Genomic DNA, 15,461 nt, shown 5'->3' on the forward strand with positions numbered 1-15,461 from the left:
TCACGCACGGGCGGAGCCGGTCTCTCTCAGAGCGTCCAGGAGTTGGCCGGATCGTCCAGCCACACCCTTTCGCCCCTGGCGGTCACGGTCAGACCGAACCGCGAGAGGCCCGGACGGCCCTGGCCCTCCCACCACCGGAACGCGGCCTCCGTCTCGTCCCACAACCGGCGGGGGCCGGCCTGCCAGACCCGCGCCGCCTTCCCGTCACGGAACATGCAACAGGCCCAGGACCGGTCACCGAGGCTGTAGAACCAGACCGGCCGGGCACCCGGCCGACGTATCAGCTCGATCCGGGCGCTGTCCGCAGTGGCGTCGCCTGCTTGCAGGCATTCGGCATCCTCGCAGGTGAGGGGCTGCCAGTGACCGCAGGGGACGACGGCACCGTCGTCGTATCCCTCCTGATCGCAGGTCAGCCGGACGGAGGCGCCCTCACACCGGCCGACAAGTTTCCCGGACTCACCGAACGCCAGCCGTATGCCCATAGCCGCCCCTTTCGTCGCCCCTACTCCGGGAGGTTTTCTCCGTAAGTGACGTCCAGCTCGACTGCAAGGGCCTCGGCGAGCTGGAGCGTCTGCGCCTGGTCGATGACGATCTTCTTCAGCGAGGAGAGGCCACGGAGCTGTGAGAGGTCGTTGCCCCGGAGATCGAGGCCGCTGTACTTGCCGCTGTCGAACTCGGTCTGCCGTAGGTCGCAGCCGTCAATCAGGGCGGAGCCCAGGTCAGCGGCAACGAACGTGGTCTCACGCAGCGAGCACTTGGAGAAGATCACGGATCCGACGGTCCTGATCCGGGTGAAGGTGCTGTAGTCGAGCTTGCAGTTCTCGAACAGGACGTTGTCGAGTGTGACGTCTTCGAGCACGGCGCCCATCAGCTTGCAGTCACGGAAGACGGCACGGGAGACCTTGCTATCGGCCCACTGCAGGGAGGACAGGTCACAGCCGGAGAATTCGACGGAGTCGACGCGGAGCTTGTCGAGGCGGGTGCGTTGGGTCTTGAGCCCGGTGATCCGGCCATGCATCAGGTAGGTCTCGGCAAGGTCGAGGGCGCGCAGCTCGGCATCGGCGTAGTTGAACTCTGCCACTCGGCCGCGGCCCCCCTCCAGTGAGGTGACGTTGGAGAGGTAGAGGCCCTGCTCATTCAGGGCGGGAAGCGTGACGCTCGTGCGGCGGATCCTGTGGGTGTCCATCAACAGCCTTCCAGCGCGGTTGTTCGGTCGCCGGCGCTGCTGGCACACCCGGGGCATGGGTGCGCCAGCAGCGGTACGGCTACTTCTTGTTCCAGTTGTCCCATGTGGGCCTGTTGCCATGTTGCTTCAACGACCGTCTGGGGTCCCGCTACGGCCTCACCCGCGGGCAGGTCGCCAAGGAAGATATGGCCCGCGCCCGTGAGCTCGTCCGCACCAAGTTCGAGGACGCCGCGTGGACCGCACGCATCCCCTGACCGGCCGTCGCGGCAAAGGCCCCGCCCGTGCGCCACGAGGGTCACGCACGGGCGGAGCCGGTCTCTCTCAGAGCATCCAGGAGTTGGCCGGATCGTCCAGCCACACCCTTTCGCCCTCGGCGGTCACGGTCAGACCGAACCGCGAGAGGCCCGGACGGCCCTGGCCCTCCCACCACCGGAACGCGGCCTCCACCTCGTCCCACAACCGGCGGGGGCCGGCCTGCCAGACCCGCGCCGCCTTCCCGTCACGGAACATGCAACAGGCCCAGGACCGGTCACCGAGGCTGTAGAACCAGACCGGCCGGGCACCGTCACCCTTGGCCGCCACGACTTGCCGGCACTGCGGAACCCGGAGGCCCAACGCGAACCGCTCGGGGCCGAATTGCTCCCCGACGAACTCCGCTTCGGTGACCGTCGTGGACGACTCGTCGCCGTCCGCCACGCTGCCCGGGACGTACTCCTTGTGGACCACCGGCGAGAGCCGCTGGGAACGGAGCTTCATGAACTCCACGGGGCCCGTGAAGTTCCCGGCCGCGGACTTCCCGTCCGGCGCGACCTCCAAGCGGGCCACCGCATCGCCATGGGAGAAGTCCGTCCCCCATGGGGCCACGATGACGCCACCCGGCCGGCACTGCTCCAGCCACGCGGGCGGGATGGACCGGAGGCCACACGTAGCGATGACCCGGTCATACGGTGCGCCGTCCGGGTATCCCTGGAACCCGTCGCCGTGGACCACGTGGAGGGGGATTCCCAGGCGCTCCACCGTGGCCATGGCGGCCGTGGCCACCGCCCGGTCCACCTCCACCGTGGTCACACACCCGGGCCCCGCACGGTGGGCCATGAGCAAGGCATTCCAGGCTGTGGCGGTGCCGATTTCCAGGGTCTTGTGGCCAGGTTGAAGGTCCAGGTCTTGGAGCATCCGGAAGACGACCGAAGGCATGGACGCGGAACTGGTCGGGACGTGACCCGGTTCGGTGCCGGCGTGCTTCCCGTCGTCCCATTGCGTCACGATGGGTACGTCGGAGTCCGCGAACTCCTGCCACTTTGCGGGGTCGTCGGCCTTGGAAACGGCCACGCTGCGGCCGGCCTCCATGTCGAACGGCCACATCAGGTCCGGCAACACGGTGGAGCGGGGAACGGCCGCGTACGAGGGTGCCCAGTCGGCGGACAGGGCCCCTGAAGACATGAGGACACGCCCCGGCCCGTCAAGGCCGGGGCGCTCCTGTGGTGCGTCAGTGGTCACCGGTTCAGACACCCTTGGGCGGGTTGGGGACACCGGGGCCACCGTCCGGGGTCGGGGGCGTCTGCGGGCCGGGCCACGGCTCACCCGGCACCTTGTCGCCACCGTCATTCGCAAGGATCGTGATCACTGCTCCTCCATGTGCTCTCTCGGTGATTGCTTACCCGTCCGACTGCCGCTGTCCGTTGTCCGTGGAACAGTCGCCCGGGGCTTTGCCCGCCCCCTGCCGGGATCACTCAACTACGCGGGGGACGCCGGAATGGGCATCCGGCAAGGGGGCGGAGTCTGGCGCTAGCCGGCGTCCGGCTTGCCATGGATGCGCTCCCGCATCCGGTCCAACAGGTCGGCCTTTTCCGCGTGTTGCCTGCCCGCGTTCCGGTTGTCCTTCGCCACGGCGCTGGTCGGCTTCAAGTCGCCCCGCGGCTTACGGGCGTCAAGCGGCCTGCTCACCTCCTGCCACCTCCCTTCCGGGCAGGCGTGGTGGCCTCCACGGGCACTTCGTCGTGTTGCGGATGACGTCGGAGCAGGACCCGGCAGTCCACGGCCCGGGTCCGGTCACCAGCCCTTTCGGCGGCCTTCAACTCCCGTTCCAGCTCCGCGCACTTCGCGCAACTCACGGCATCCCCCTCAGCCGTGCCCGCATCGTGATCCGTTGGGGCGACGCGTAGCACTCGGGCGGTGCCTCCGTCCTGGTCACGCCTGTACCTCCCTTCCGTGGGGGTGGCCCGCGATCACGCCGTTGAGGCTCCGGACCTCCAGTGACCGGCCCGCCTGCCGGGCCGCCTCCCGTGCCCGGCCGCAGGATTCGCACACGTCGCATCCCGGGACCGGGACGGGCTCCAGCTTCGAGCCGGCAAACGCCGGGCCGTTCTCACTCCGATTCATCGCGCATCCGCTCCAGTCCGACCATGTGCCGCGGCCGTCCCCGGGCCCGCCACGTCGCCGGACGCTGAAGCTGTTCGCTCAGACATCCGAACCCCTCACTCTGTGCATCTGATTGGTGACAAGAGTGGGGTAGGAATCGGTACTGTGAGGAGCGATTCGGCGCCCGGTCTGGGCGTTGGTCGCGCTGGCATATGCGCATGTCGTTGACCGGCCTAAACGCCGCCACGACCGTCAGTGACCAGGTCAATGGTCAGGGGGAGAAATGCATGTTGATGAGGACACATCAGGGGACACAGAGGGAGCAGACGACCCGCGCCGACAGTTCGCCGAAGAGTGCAAGAGCGCGCGAGAGCTGTACCCGGACGGGCCTCTCAACCAGACCCAGCTAGGCAAGTTGACCCGCACGTCCAAGAGCACAATTTCCCGTGTGGAGACATGCAAGGGGCCCATCCCCCCGGACCTTCCAGCCGTCCTGGACCAGGTCTTCAAGACCGATGGGAAGTTCAAGCGGCTCTACGAGGATGTTGTGGCGGGGTCGTCCCCGTCGCTGTACCGACAACGTATGGCCCTCGAACGCACTGCCGTGGTGATTCGTGAGTGGTCCCCGACCATCGTTCCTGGACTGTTCCAGACGGCCGACTACGCGCGGTTCTTGTTCAAGGGGGGCGCCCCGCTGGCCGGGGACCATGAGGTGGCGGCGTTCACCGCCAACCGGCTTATCCGCCAGGCCATTCTGGACGGGGAAGCTCCCCCGGACGTTCGCGTGGTGCTCTGTGAGTCGGTGCTTCGGCGTCGGTTCTGCCCGCCGGACATCATGCGTCGCCAACTCTCGGCGTTGGCGGAAGCCGGACAACGTCCGACCGTCCGCATTCAGATTCTCCCGCTGGATGCGCCGGCCCACCTGTTCAGCGACTGGCCCGTAACTCTACTGACCTCACCAAGTCACACGGTCACCGTCTGCGTGGAGAGTTACCGGACCGCCGGTATCGTGGAGGAGCCTGGCGATGTGCGGACAGCGCTTCGTACCTACGATGAACTAACGAGCGACGCACTTTCGGCACGGGACAGCGCGCGCCTGATCGTTAAGCAGATGGAGACACTGTCGTGAAGATCGGTCCGACCCAGTGGGTCAAGTCCAGCTACAGCAGCGCAGAAGGTGGCAACTGCGTGGAGTGGTCCCCGGCACACGCAAGCGCCCACGGCACCGTTCCCGTCCGGGACAGCAAGAACCCCAACGGACCGGCCCTGATGTTCGAGCCGGCCGCGTGGTCAGCGTTCGTTACCGGTGTGCAGGCAGGGGAATTCCCCGCGTAGCGCGTACGCCAAAGCGCAGTAGGCCCTCTCCTGATGCCCAGGAGGGGGCCTACGCGCACCCTCGTCCGCCACGGAGTGACCTACACGCCCCGGATGATCTCCCTCTGGATTTCGCATGCCTGCCCGATGGGCGGCACCTAAGGTATGCCGCATGACGCTGCAACTTGTTCAGGTGAACTTCAAGGCCCGGGACGACTCGGCGCTCGGCCGGTTCTGGGCGGAGGTGCTCGGCTGGGGGGTTTCCAGCGAAGGGCCCGGCGTCACCAACCTGGTGCCCGTGGGCATCAACTGGCCGGACCCGTCCGCCGTCTGCATCGATCTCGTCAGCGTCCCGGACCCGGAGACGGTGAAGTACCGCGTGCACCTTGAGCTCGCCACCACCTCCGACGCCCATCAGGCGGAGTTGGTCGCACGTCTGAAGGGGCTCGGGGCGACGCCCGCCGATGTGGGCCAGGGCGACGTGCCGTGGACGGTGCTGGCCGACCCGGAGGGCAACGTGTTCAGCGTCCTGGAGCCCCGGGAGCTCTACCGGGACACCGGGCCGGTGGCCGCCGTGGTCGTCGAGTGCGCCGACCCGCGGGCCATGGTCCGGTTCTGGGGCGAGGCGATCGACTGGACCGTCCACGAGCTGACCGACGACCGCGCCCTGCTGCGCTCCGTCAAGGGCGTCGGGCCGTACCTGGAGTTCCGCCGCACGCCCGATGACGAGGTCGTATGGACCCGCATCCATCTCGACCTGATGTCCGACCCCGTCGAGGATCAGGCGAAGGAGGTCGCCCGGCTCGAAGGCCTGGGCGCGGTACGGGCCGACGTGGGTCAGGGTGAGGTCTCCTGGGTCGTCCTGGCCGACCCTGCGGGCATCGAGTTCTGCGTCCTCGGCCGGGGCTGACGCGGAACTCCGTCCGCACTCCGTCCGGGCCCTCGTGGCGGTGCGGCTGACCGTGCTGTCGTGCGGCCGCCGTCAGACCGGCAGGGGGCCTCCTCCGGATCCCCGGCCGGCCCGTCCGGGGGTCCGGCCGGCCCGTCCGGATGCCGTGGCCATCAGCAGCGTGTAGAGCGTCAGCGCGCTGGCCAGGCCCACCGCCCAGCCGTAGTCGGCCAGGGGTTTGAGGAAGGGGAGGAGGCCGTGGGCAGGGAAGGGGCCCTTGCCGGGCTGGGAGTAGGAGCCGCCCACCGCCAGCAGGCCGCCGACGACGAAGGCGAGGACGGCGCGCCAGTTCCAGCCTGCCGTGTACCAGTAGCGGCCGCCGGGGCGGTAGAGGTCGGCGAGGTCGAGGACGGTACGGCGGATGATCCAGTAGTCGGCGATGAGGATGCCGGCGACGGTGCCGAGCAGACCGCCGACCACACCGAGCCAGGTGAAGATGTACAGCTCGGGGGTGGCGGTGAGCTTCCACGGCAGGATGATCACGCCGACCACGCCGGTGATCAGCGCGCCCCTGCGAAAGGTGATGAGCTTCGGCGCCAGGTGGGCCAGGTCGTAGGCGGGTGAGACGACATTGGCGGCGAGGTTCACGGAGATCGTCGCGATCAGGACCGTGACCAGGGCGAAGAGCAGGCCGAAGACGCTGTCGGACTTGCCGGCCAGGGCGACGGGGTCCCAGATCGGCGCCCCGTAGACCGCCTGGGAGCCGGAGGTGACCAGGACGGAGAGCAGGGCGAACGCCGTCATTGTGGTCGGCAACCCGAGGGACTGCCCCCAGACCTGGGCCCGCTGGCCGGCTCCGAAGCGGGTGAAGTCGGGGATGTTGAGGGACAGGGTCGCCCAGAAGCCGATCATTCCCATCAGGGACGGGAAGAAGACCGGCCAGAAGTGCTCGCCCCAGCCCAGTGCGCTGGGCTGGTCCAGCAGCGGGCCAAACCCGCCCGCCTTGGCCGCCATCCATCCGAGCAGTGCCAGGGCGCCGACCAGGACGAAGGGTGCGGCCCAGTTCTCGAAGCGGCGCAGGGTCTCCATGCCGCGGTGGATGATGGCGAGTTCAACGGCCCAGAACGCCAGGAAGCAGAGCCAGAGGGTCCAGGGGTAGCCGCCGACGGACGTCGCACCGGCCCAGTCACCGCCGAAGATCTTGCCCAGCAGGACATAGATGCCCTGGCCGCCGATCCAGGTCTGGATGCCGAACCAGCAGCAGGCCACGGCAGCCCGCACCAGCGCGGGCAGATTGGCGCCGCGCAACCCGAACGACGCCCGCGCCAGGACGGGGAAGGGGATGCCGTACTTCGGGCCCGCGTGCCCGGTGAGCAGCATCGGGACGAGGACGACGAGGTTCGCCAGCGCGATGGTCAGGACCGCCTGCTTCCAGTCCATGCCGAGCGCGACCAGGCCGGAGGCGAGGGTCCAGGAGGGGATGTTGTGGGCCATGCCGACCCAGAGGGCGGTGAAGTTGTAGGTGGTCCAGCGGCGTTCGGAGAGCGGGACGGGGCGCAGGTCGGCGTTGACGTACCGGCCGTGTGCGGGGATGGCTCCCGGGGCAGGTTCGACGCGGCCGTCCCGGGCGGTGAGCTGGCCCGGGGGCGCTATGGGGACATCCGGCGGCAGGGGTGAGGGGGTCGCGGACATGCGGGGCCTTTCGTCCGGGTGCGGGCCGCCGCCCGGTAGCCGGGCGGCGCGGTGACCAGGCGGCGCGGTGGCCAGGCGGCGCAGTTGCCAGGCGGCGCAGTTGCCAGGCGGCGCAGTTGCCAGGCGGCGCGGCATGGCATCGGTCGTGGCGCCCGGCCGGCGGGTGGACCGCCGTCGGCCGCCGAGGTGTTCGCCCCCGGGCGCTCGCCGGGCGCTCCGGTACCGCCGCGCCGGAGACGGGGTGCACCGCCCCCTGCCAGCGCCCGTTCAGTCGGCGAACGCGGGAAGGATCTCCGCTCCGTACGCGTCGATGGTGGATTCCTTGGCGTCGTGCATGGCGTAGAGCGCGAACTGGTCGACGCCCAGGGCCTGGAGCTGCCGTAGCTTCTCGATGTGCGCGGCGGCGGGGCCGAGCAGGCAGAAGCGGTCGATGACCGCGTCCGACACGAAGCCCGCGTCGGGGTTGCCCGACCGGCCGTGGTGGGCGTAGTCGTAACCCTCCCGGGACTTGATGTAGGCGGTCAGCTCGTCCGGCACCATGCCGGAGTGCTCGCCGTAGCGGGCGACGAGATCGGCGACGTGGTTGCCGACCATGCCGCCGAACCAGCGGCACTGATCGCGGGCGTGGTCCAGGTCGTCGCCCACATAGGCCGGTGCGGCGACACAGATGGTGAGGGCGGCGGGGTCACGGCCGGCGTCCTTCGCGGCGGTCCGTACGGCCTTGATCATCCATTCGGTGAGGAAGGGGTCGGCCAGCTGGAGGATGAAGCCGTCGGCCAGTTCGCCGGCCATGGCGAGGGCCTTGGGCCCGTAGGCGGCCATCCATACCGGGAGCTTGCCGTCCTTGATCCAGGGAATCTTGATCCGGTGGTCGCCGACGTACGCCTCCCGGCCCTCGGCCAGATCGCGGATGGTGCCGATCGCCCGGCCGAGCCGGGCCAGGGTGTTGGGCGGCCGTCCGGCCACCCGCATCGCGGAATCGCCGCGGCCGATACCGCAGACGGTGCGGTTGCCGTACATCTCGTTGAGGGTGGCGAAGGTGGAGGCGGTGACCTCGGGGGCGCGGGTGGAGGGGTTGGTGACCATCGGGCCGACGATCAGCCGCTCGGTGTGTTCCAGGACGCGGCTGTAGAGGACGAACGGTTCCTGCCACAGCACGGTCGAGTCGAAGGTCCAGCCGTAGCGGAAGCCGTTGCGCTCGGCGCGGCGCATCAGGGACACCACGGCGGAGGAGGGCGGGTCGGCCTGCAGAACAACTCCGAAGTCCACGGCGGCGCTCCTTAGATGAGGTACTGGCAGGTGCCACGCGGGAGGTACCGGCCGTGGCCCGCCGGTACTCACCTGGTGGGCGCTCATCGCTGAGCGGCGCAGGCACCCGACGTCCGCGGCCACTGCACCATAGGTCAAACGGACAGCCGGCGCTCCGCAACATGCCGGGGACCGCGCCGGTGCCTTGGACCTCTCTCCACCAGGCAGGTTCGGATTGTCCTCAGGCGCCGGGATCGGCGCGGGGGACCCAGCCGTTGGCTGCTCCGGTGTGGATCAGGTCCTGTGCGTAGTGCCAGAGGTCCGCGGAGGCATCCTTGATCACGGACTTGCGGGTGAGCACGTCCTGTTCGGTGACGCCCGGAGTACGCCAAGTCCCCCCGCGGTTGCCGTAGTTGAGGAGGAGGGGCTGGAGCCGGTCCATGGCCTTGGCGAAGCGCGCCTCGGGGGTGACGCGTTCCTCGAACTCGTCCCACAGGGACCGGAAATGGTCCCGTTGGTCGGCGGGCAGGAGGGCGAAGAGCTTGTCCGCCGCCTGTTGTTCCCGCGCTTCCTGGTCGGCGGCGGCTGCCGTGTCGTACAGGAAGGTGTCTCCGGCGTAGATTTCGACCAGGTCGTGCAGGACGACGAGGGCGAGGACCTTGCTCGTGTCGACGGGCTCGTCCGCGTATTCGGCGAGTACCAAGGTCATCAGAGCGAGGTGCCAGGAGTGCTCGGCGTCGTTCTCCTTGCGGTCCGCGGCCAGCAGCGGGCTCTGCCGGAAGACGTCCTTGAGCCGGTCCACCTCGATGATGAACTCGATCTGACGGCGGAGTCTGTCGGGGGTGCCGTCGGGCTGCTGGACCGATGCGGCGAGCAGGGGGGCGTCGTCGTGGGGCATGGCGGGCTCCTTGAAGGGGTTCATGTGTGCGCTGCGGGCACTGCTCAGAGGTGGAGATATTGCAGAAGGACACTGGCCGTGAGGACCAGCGTCGTCACCCACAGGGCGGGATGCGGTCGTCGGCGGCCGAGTACGCTCGCGGCCGTGGTCACCAGGAAGGCCGCGGCCATGGCCTGGTCGATCGCCAGGGTGACGATCGTGACGCCCACGGCGGTCACTGTGACGGCCAGGCCCAAGCGGTCCACTCCGCCCAAGCGGTCCGCTGAACCCGAGCGATCCGCTCCACCCGAGCGATCCACTCCCCCCGAGCGGGGCGCGGTGAGCATCTTGACCGCCACGAAGACCAGGGCACCGGTGGTGGCCTCGACGGGGACGTGGGCCAGCAGCGGCCCCAGGAACAGGCAGGAGAACAGCAGCAGTCCGGTGACGATCGACGCGATCCCGGTGCGGGCGCCGGCGCGGATACCGACCGCGCTCTCCACGAAGGCCACAAAACTGGAGGATCCAGCTGCGGATCCGGCGACGGTGGCGCCGGCGTCGACGAGGAGTGCCTGACGCATTCCGGGCACCTGTCCGTCGCCGTCCAGCAGGGGGGTGCGCGCCGACAGGCCCACCACTTTCGCGATGCTGCCGAAGAAGTCGAGGGCGAACAGCACGAGGATGATGCTCCACGCTCTCGGGTCGGAGAGGACGGTGAGGTCGAAGCGGAGCAGCGCGGCCCCGCTGTCGTGGACACCGCCGTGGACCGCCTCGGTGCTGATGCCCGTGAACGCGCAGTACAGCGCGGCGGCCGCGATGCCGCCGAGGACCGCCGCGGCACGGGCCCCCAGGGCGTCCAGGGCCAGGGCGACGGCAAGGCCGGTGTAGAGGGCGATGGCGGGTGGCCCCGTCCAGTCGCCCAGGCCGGACAGCCGCCCGTCGGACGTGGTGACGAGGTGGGCGATCTGCAGGCCGATGAGGCCGATGAACGCGCCGACCGCGGCGGCGAGCGCCGAACGCATCTGCGGGGGGATGGCGTTGATCACGGCCTCGCGCAGCCGCAGCAGGGACACCGCGAGCATCGCGATGCCGGACCAGAACACCATGCCCAGTGCCTCGGGCCATGTGTAGGAGAGGGTGCCGACCACGGAGAAGGCGATCATCGCGTTCATCTCCATGCCGGGCGCCACGGCGAAGGGGAGCCGCGCCCACAGTCCCATGACCATGGTGGCGAGGCCGCCGACCGCTGCCGTCGCGAAGAAGGCGGCGGCGTGGGGGATGCCTCCCTGGCTGAGGACGGCCGGGTTGACGACCACGATGTAGGAGAGTGCCAGGAACGTCGACAACCCGGCGAAGATCTCGCGGCGCCAGGTGGAACCCCTCGCGCTCAGGCGGAAGTACCGGTCGACCGCTCCGTGGCCGGACTCGGGGTGGGCAGCGACCGGCTTCGGTCTGAGCCCCGGGCGGTCAGGCGGGGTCACGTCGTGGTCCGCGTGGCGGAAAGGCGGGGGTGACGGGGCTGATGGTGTCTCCGACATCGCCCAGCAGTACCCGGTCGGGTGCGTCCGGTTCCACGGCATAGAACTTTCCGTTCAGTGCCCCGGACACATGACCGACGTGCAGGGTCAACGACACCTCCAGCTGTTCGGCGTACCTCGCCAGGGCGAGTGCGCCTTGCCGGGTGGAGTGGCAGGTGAAGATCTCGATGTCGGCTCCCGGCCGGTGTGTCAGCTGCAGCATCGCCATGAGGGTCACTCCGCTGGCCACGACACCGTCGACGATGACCAGCCGGTCCGCCTGCGAGGGCAGCCATTCGTCCACACCGACGAGCAGTCCCCCGGCCACCGGCATCCGCTTGGCCTGGGGTGTCCAGCCCCGCTGCCGGGGCAGGACACCGAGGCGCTCGGCCAGGATGCGCCCCTCGCGCTCCGGTGCGATGACCGTCGTTCCCGGTGCGGACACGCTGTGCCGCGCCTGGACGGGAAGCATGCCGTAGATGTCGAGCAGCGCCTGCAGGTAGCGGCTGCGGTCGGCCTCCCGCTGTTCGGGGAGGTTGGCGACCTCGGTGACGGTGGACATCCGCTCGCGCACCGCAGGAACGCCGGCGGACGCGACACGTATGTTCTCCGGCAGCGCGCCGGGGGCGTGCAGCGACTCCAGCAGTTGGGGGTCGAAGTGGACCAGGTGGCTGAAGTATGTGTCGTGTTCCTTCTCGAACTCGTCCACCGTCTGCCGGGTCCGTGGGGGGAGCCCGGTCCTGTCGAGTAAGCGGGCAGCGTTCATCGGTGACCTCCGGTCCTGTGCTGTGAGGGCTGGTCTTGTCGGGAGGCCGGGGCGGGTTGCCGGCCCGTACGGGTGAGGAGGAACAGCGCCGACGGTGCGGCCGCCGCGGCGATGACCGCGGTGACGCAGAACGTCCGGACGAAGTCGGGGGTCGCCGGCCGCTCTCCGTGGATCAGGACCAGCAGCGCCAGGCCGATGGAGCCGCCGATGTACTGGGCCGTTGTCACCAGGGCGCTCCCGGTCGCGTTGCTCGCCTGTGGGAGATCACGGGTCCCGGTGATGAACATTCCGGTGAACGCCATCCCCTGCCCCAGGCCGCTGAGCAGCAGTCCCGGCAGGATGCCCGGCAGGTAGCCGCCCTCGGCGCCGACGGCCAGGGCGAGCACCAGAAGGCCGGCCGCACCGGTGAGGAACGCTGTGGACAGCAGCCGCCTCAACGACAGTCGGCCGGCCAGGCGGCCGGCCACCGTGTTCCCCACGGTGATGGCGCCGGCCAGCGGAAGGAAGGCCATGCCCGCGGCGAACGCGCTGTAGTCCCGTACGTCCTGGAGGTAGAGGGTGACGAGGTAGAACTCGGCTCCGAAGCTCGCCATGTACAACGCCGCCGCCAGGCAGGCCACTTGAAGGGTCCGCACGCGCAACAGGGCGCGGGGCACCAGCGGCCTGCGCCGTCGCTGGCTGAGGGCGAGGAGCGCTCCGGCCGGGATCGTCACCGCCAGCGCGGCGGCGACGACGGGGAGGGAGGGCCGGGCGCGGGAGAGTTCGGTAAAGGCGAGGACAAGGGCCACGACCGCGGCACACGCCGAGAACGTGGCCGCCGTGGCGATGGGAGCCCGGGCTCCGGCCGTGGTGGAGCGGACCGCGTTCCCGGCGGCGAGCAGACAGACCGCCACGATGGGGAGGTTGATCCAGAAGATCCACTGCCAGGAGGCCACCGCGAGGATGCCCCCGCCCGCCGTGACACCGAGGGCGAGCCCGACCGCCCCCGTGGTGCCCCATACGCTCACGGCCCGGTCGCGCTCCGGGCCCGCCGGGTAGGCGGAGCTGAGCAGGCCCAGCGTCGCGGGCACCAGCAGGGCCGCCGCCACGCCCTGTCCGACCCGGGCGGCGATCAGCACCGCGGCGGACGGCGCGAGGGCGGCCCCGATCGAAGAGACGGCGAAGAGCAGCTGGGCGGTGAGGTACACCCGGCCGGCGCCGAAGACGTCCGCCAGCTGCCCGCCCAGCAGCAGGAACCCGGCGAAGAAGATCGCGTACGCGCTCACGATCCACTGCAGCGCGACCGCGGAGAAATGGAGGCTCGCCCCGATGTCGGGCAGCGCGACATAGATGATGGAGAAGTCGAGCGCCACCAGCAGCTGCGCCCCGGCCAGTGCCGTCAGTAAGCGGGCACCCGGTGTCGGGAGGGGGGAAACGGGCACGGTCGGTCAGCCTCCGTAGGTCAGCCGGTGAGCCGGTCAGCCCAGGGCGGTGAGCGCCGCGATGAACACATCCCAGAACCGTTCGGTGTCCAGCCGCGTCGCCACCCGGGCGTTGGCGGTCCTGCCGGTGACACCGTAGAGGTCGATCACGGTCGCGCCGCGGGTGAACTCCCCGTGCAGTTCGATCGAGACGGGGGCCTCGACGCATTCCACGAGGCTCGCGTCGAGCACCCGGGCGATGGCGACGGGGTCGTGGAGCGGCGCGTCGGGCAGATCCCAGATCTGGTCGTAGGTGCTGGAGCGGAAGGCGAGGAGGGCTGCGGACGCCTTGCCGATGTGCGTGCCCACGTCGGTGATCCGCTGCAGCACCTCGCGGGTGACCGGCGCCTGATGCGTGACATTGAGGCCGCAGTACGTCAGGGGGATGCCGCTGGCGAGTACTTCGTGGGCGGCCTCGGGGTCGACCAGGATGTTGTACTCCGAGTAGGGCAGGGTGTTGCCGCGGTGCGTGGCCCCGCCCATGCACACGATTTCCTTGATCTTCTCCCTGTCCCGGGGGTGGCGGGCGAGGAGTCCCGCGATGTTCGTCTGGGGTCCGGTGACCACCAGGGTGAGGGGTTCGGGGCTGTCGGCCAGCAGGTGGTGGATGAGGTCCACGGCATGTGCGGAGTGGAGCGGCACCTCAGGTTCCGGGAAGTCCCAGCCGTCCAGGCCGGTTTCGCCGTGCACGTCGTCGCCGATCAGCAGCCTGCCGGTCAGCGGCTTGAGGTATCCGGCGGCGACGGGTACGTCGAAGGCTTTGGCCAGGGAGCACATGCGCCGTGCGTTCAGGGCGGTCTTCTCCACGGTCTGGTTGCCCGCGCTGGTGGTGACCGCCCTGAGGTCCACGCGGGGGTCGCCGACGGCGAGCAGGATGGCCATCGCGTCGTCGTGGCCGGGGTCGCAGTCCAGGATGATGGGGGTGGGCATGGGGATCTCCAGGTGTGCGGTCGGGGGCCTGCGGCGGATCGGCGGTGGTGCTTCGGGAGTGGTGCTTCGGGGTGGTGCTCGGGGGTGGTGCTCGGGGGCGGCGGCGGCGCCCGCCTCGTTATGCCGTGTCGGCGAGGGTCCGGTAGAAGGCCAGGTGGCGCCGGCCGGCGGTCGCGAAGCCCTCACGGAGGCGCCTGGCCAGGGCGCGGTCGCCGGCCGTCGGCACGACCGGCGGCTGCCGCACGGCCTCTCGGAGTGCGCCGGTCAGAGCGTGGAGGTCGCCTGCGGGGACGAGGGAGGCGGCCGAGTAGCCGCCGAGCAGCACCGGCAGGTTCCCGGAGTCGCTGGCGACGATGCGGCGTCCGCAGATGACGGCCTGTGCGACGGAGAGCGAGAAGGGCTCTCCGTGCGCGCCCCGGTCGATGGTCGGATGGATGATGATGTCGCTCGCGCGGATCGCGGCCCAGCTCTGCTGCGGACGGTAGTGGGTGAAATGCACGCGCCCCTTCTCCTGCCAGGCGCCGGCCCGTTCCAGAAGGGACTCGGGGATGCCGGGCGGCCAGATGAGGTGTTGGGTTCCCGCGTGGACGAAGTGCAGATCGGCGCCTTCGTCCAGCAGGGTCAAGGACGCCTCCAGGCTCAGGTGGGAGCCCTTCCAGCGGGTCATCCTGCTGGGTTGCAGCACGGTGGTGCCGCCCGCCGCGGGCAGCCGGAAGGGGGCTTCCTCCAGTGGCAGGGCAAGGGCGAGGACGGTGACCTCGGCATCGGGCAGCCTGCGCCTGACCTCGTCGGCGACGAAGGCGGAGTGCGCGACCAGGCGCCCGGGAAGAGTGGCGAGGAACGTCCACTGTTCGGGCCGCTCGTCGATGTTGTGCAGGTCGAGGACGAGACGGCCGCGCCACCGGCGCTCCCGCAGCCGCTCCACGACGGCGGTCACGACCTCGGGTTTGTGCCACTGCGGGTTGTGCCAGTGCACGACGTCGGCGTCCAGACACCGTGCGGTGAGTGCGCAGATTGCGCTGATCGCGGTGGCTCGGCCGGGGACGAAGGGCTCGCCGATGTCGAGGACCGGGTCGTAGTCGCAGCCGGGTGAGTCCGGTGTGCCCACGACGGCATGGACCTCGCACGCCAGGGCGCCGAGCTGGCCGACGACTGCGCTCAGATGGCTCTCTACCCCACCGGTGACCGGCAGTCCGGTCCAGTGGACATGGACGATACGCACCG

16 protein-coding genes and 1 pseudogene are annotated in these 15,461 nt (G+C 69.9%); 4 read left to right on the plus strand and 13 right to left on the minus strand.

What is annotated here, in order from left to right:
• Window positions 1-26 precede the first annotated feature (26 nt).
• Window positions 27-275, minus strand: a pseudogene (locus tag D9V36_RS08820) (protein-L-isoaspartate(D-aspartate) O-methyltransferase); the annotation flags it as partial.
• A 227-nt stretch (window positions 276-502) separates the two neighbouring features.
• Complete coding sequence (locus tag D9V36_RS08825; protein WP_164992913.1) at window positions 503-1,186, minus strand: pentapeptide repeat-containing protein; 684 nt, start codon at window positions 1,184-1,186, stop codon at window positions 503-505.
• 59 nt (window positions 1,187-1,245) lie between these two features.
• On the opposite strand from D9V36_RS08825, the gene D9V36_RS40830 reads away from it, so the two are divergent.
• Window positions 1,246-1,440 (plus strand): hypothetical protein, encoded by a 195-nt coding sequence (locus D9V36_RS40830; protein WP_164992914.1) that lies wholly within the window; start codon window positions 1,246-1,248, stop codon window positions 1,438-1,440.
• Window positions 1,441-1,507: 67 nt separating this feature from the next.
• Here D9V36_RS40830 and D9V36_RS08830 read toward each other — a convergent pair whose 3' ends face one another.
• The 3 genes from D9V36_RS08830 to D9V36_RS40835 all read right to left on the minus strand — a co-directional run bounded on the left by D9V36_RS08830 (window position 1,508) and on the right by D9V36_RS40835 (window position 3,130).
• On the minus strand, window positions 1,508-2,626 hold the full coding sequence (locus tag D9V36_RS08830; RefSeq protein ID WP_241720761.1) for a protein-L-isoaspartate(D-aspartate) O-methyltransferase: 1,119 nt from the start codon (window positions 2,624-2,626) through the stop codon (window positions 1,508-1,510).
• Between the two features lie 61 nt (window positions 2,627-2,687).
• Window positions 2,688-2,810 carry a hypothetical protein gene (locus D9V36_RS42580; protein ID WP_277753412.1) on the minus strand — a complete coding sequence of 41 codons (123 nt, stop codon included), beginning with the start codon at window positions 2,808-2,810 and terminating at the stop codon, window positions 2,688-2,690.
• Window positions 2,811-2,971: 161 nt separating this feature from the next.
• On the minus strand, window positions 2,972-3,130 hold the full coding sequence (locus D9V36_RS40835; RefSeq protein WP_164992915.1) for a hypothetical protein: 159 nt from the start codon (window positions 3,128-3,130) through the stop codon (window positions 2,972-2,974).
• Window positions 3,131-3,827: 697 nt separating this feature from the next.
• Between D9V36_RS40835 and D9V36_RS08835 the strand changes: the two genes are divergently transcribed.
• The 3 genes from D9V36_RS08835 (at window position 3,828) to D9V36_RS08845 (ending at window position 5,768) form a co-directional block, all read left to right on the plus strand.
• Entirely contained in the window at window positions 3,828-4,673 is an 846-nt protein-coding gene (locus tag D9V36_RS08835; protein ID WP_129293268.1) for a DUF5753 domain-containing protein, read from the plus strand.
• On the plus strand, window positions 4,670-4,879 hold the full coding sequence (locus tag D9V36_RS08840; RefSeq protein ID WP_129293269.1) for a DUF397 domain-containing protein: 210 nt from the start codon (window positions 4,670-4,672) through the stop codon (window positions 4,877-4,879). Before D9V36_RS08835 ends, D9V36_RS08840 begins: the two co-directional genes overlap by 4 nt.
• A gap of 151 nt (window positions 4,880-5,030) precedes the next feature.
• Entirely contained in the window at window positions 5,031-5,768 is a 738-nt protein-coding gene (locus tag D9V36_RS08845; protein ID WP_129293270.1) for a VOC family protein, read from the plus strand.
• 72 nt (window positions 5,769-5,840) lie between these two features.
• Here the strand turns inward: D9V36_RS08845 and D9V36_RS08850 are convergent, their stop codons facing one another.
• The 8 genes from D9V36_RS08850 to D9V36_RS08885 all read right to left on the minus strand — a co-directional run bounded on the left by D9V36_RS08850 (window position 5,841) and on the right by D9V36_RS08885 (window position 15,459).
• Window positions 5,841-7,439: an NCS1 family nucleobase:cation symporter-1 gene (locus D9V36_RS08850; protein WP_129293271.1), complete on the minus strand. Its 1,599-nt coding sequence runs from the start codon at window positions 7,437-7,439 to the stop codon at window positions 5,841-5,843.
• Between the two features lie 267 nt (window positions 7,440-7,706).
• Window positions 7,707-8,708: a TIGR03842 family LLM class F420-dependent oxidoreductase gene (locus D9V36_RS08855; RefSeq protein WP_129293272.1), complete on the minus strand. Its 1,002-nt coding sequence runs from the start codon at window positions 8,706-8,708 to the stop codon at window positions 7,707-7,709.
• Window positions 8,709-8,928: 220 nt separating this feature from the next.
• Window positions 8,929-9,585 (minus strand): HD domain-containing protein, encoded by a 657-nt coding sequence (locus D9V36_RS08860; RefSeq protein WP_129293273.1) that lies wholly within the window; start codon window positions 9,583-9,585, stop codon window positions 8,929-8,931.
• 44 nt (window positions 9,586-9,629) lie between these two features.
• Window positions 9,630-11,045 carry an NCS2 family permease gene (locus D9V36_RS08865; RefSeq protein WP_164992916.1) on the minus strand — a complete coding sequence of 472 codons (1,416 nt, stop codon included), beginning with the start codon at window positions 11,043-11,045 and terminating at the stop codon, window positions 9,630-9,632.
• A complete protein-coding gene (locus tag D9V36_RS08870; protein WP_129293275.1) occupies window positions 11,032-11,790 on the minus strand; it encodes a hypothetical protein in 759 nt (252 codons plus the stop codon). The genes D9V36_RS08865 and D9V36_RS08870 overlap by 14 nt, the downstream gene beginning before the upstream one ends.
• 53 nt (window positions 11,791-11,843) lie before the next feature.
• A complete protein-coding gene (locus D9V36_RS08875; protein ID WP_129293276.1) occupies window positions 11,844-13,268 on the minus strand; it encodes an MFS transporter in 1,425 nt (474 codons plus the stop codon).
• Window positions 13,269-13,304: 36 nt separating this feature from the next.
• Entirely contained in the window at window positions 13,305-14,237 is a 933-nt protein-coding gene (locus tag D9V36_RS08880; protein WP_129293277.1) for a nucleoside hydrolase, read from the minus strand.
• A 118-nt stretch (window positions 14,238-14,355) separates the two neighbouring features.
• Window positions 14,356-15,459: a glycosyltransferase family 4 protein gene (locus D9V36_RS08885; RefSeq protein WP_129293278.1), complete on the minus strand. Its 1,104-nt coding sequence runs from the start codon at window positions 15,457-15,459 to the stop codon at window positions 14,356-14,358.
• Between the last annotated feature and the right edge of the window lie 2 nt (window positions 15,460-15,461).

The organism is Streptomyces lydicus (assembly GCF_004125265.1).
Lineage (GTDB): Bacteria > Actinomycetota > Actinomycetes > Streptomycetales > Streptomycetaceae > Streptomyces > Streptomyces lydicus_C.

Coding starts and splice junctions, on each gene's coding strand:
- D9V36_RS08825 (WP_164992913.1), bottom strand. CDS start 1,186: ATGGACACCCACAGGATCCGCCGCACGAGCGTCACGCTTCCCGCCCTG.
- D9V36_RS08830 (WP_241720761.1), bottom strand. CDS start 2,626: ATGTCTTCAGGGGCCCTGTCCGCCGACTGGGCACCCTCGTACGCGGCC.
- D9V36_RS08835 (WP_129293268.1), top strand. CDS start 3,828: ATGCATGTTGATGAGGACACATCAGGGGACACAGAGGGAGCAGACGAC.
- D9V36_RS08845 (WP_129293270.1), top strand. CDS start 5,031: ATGACGCTGCAACTTGTTCAGGTGAACTTCAAGGCCCGGGACGACTCG.
- D9V36_RS08850 (WP_129293271.1), bottom strand. CDS start 7,439: ATGTCCGCGACCCCCTCACCCCTGCCGCCGGATGTCCCCATAGCGCCC.
- D9V36_RS08860 (WP_129293273.1), bottom strand. CDS start 9,585: ATGCCCCACGACGACGCCCCCCTGCTCGCCGCATCGGTCCAGCAGCCC.
- D9V36_RS08880 (WP_129293277.1), bottom strand. CDS start 14,237: ATGCCCACCCCCATCATCCTGGACTGCGACCCCGGCCACGACGACGCG.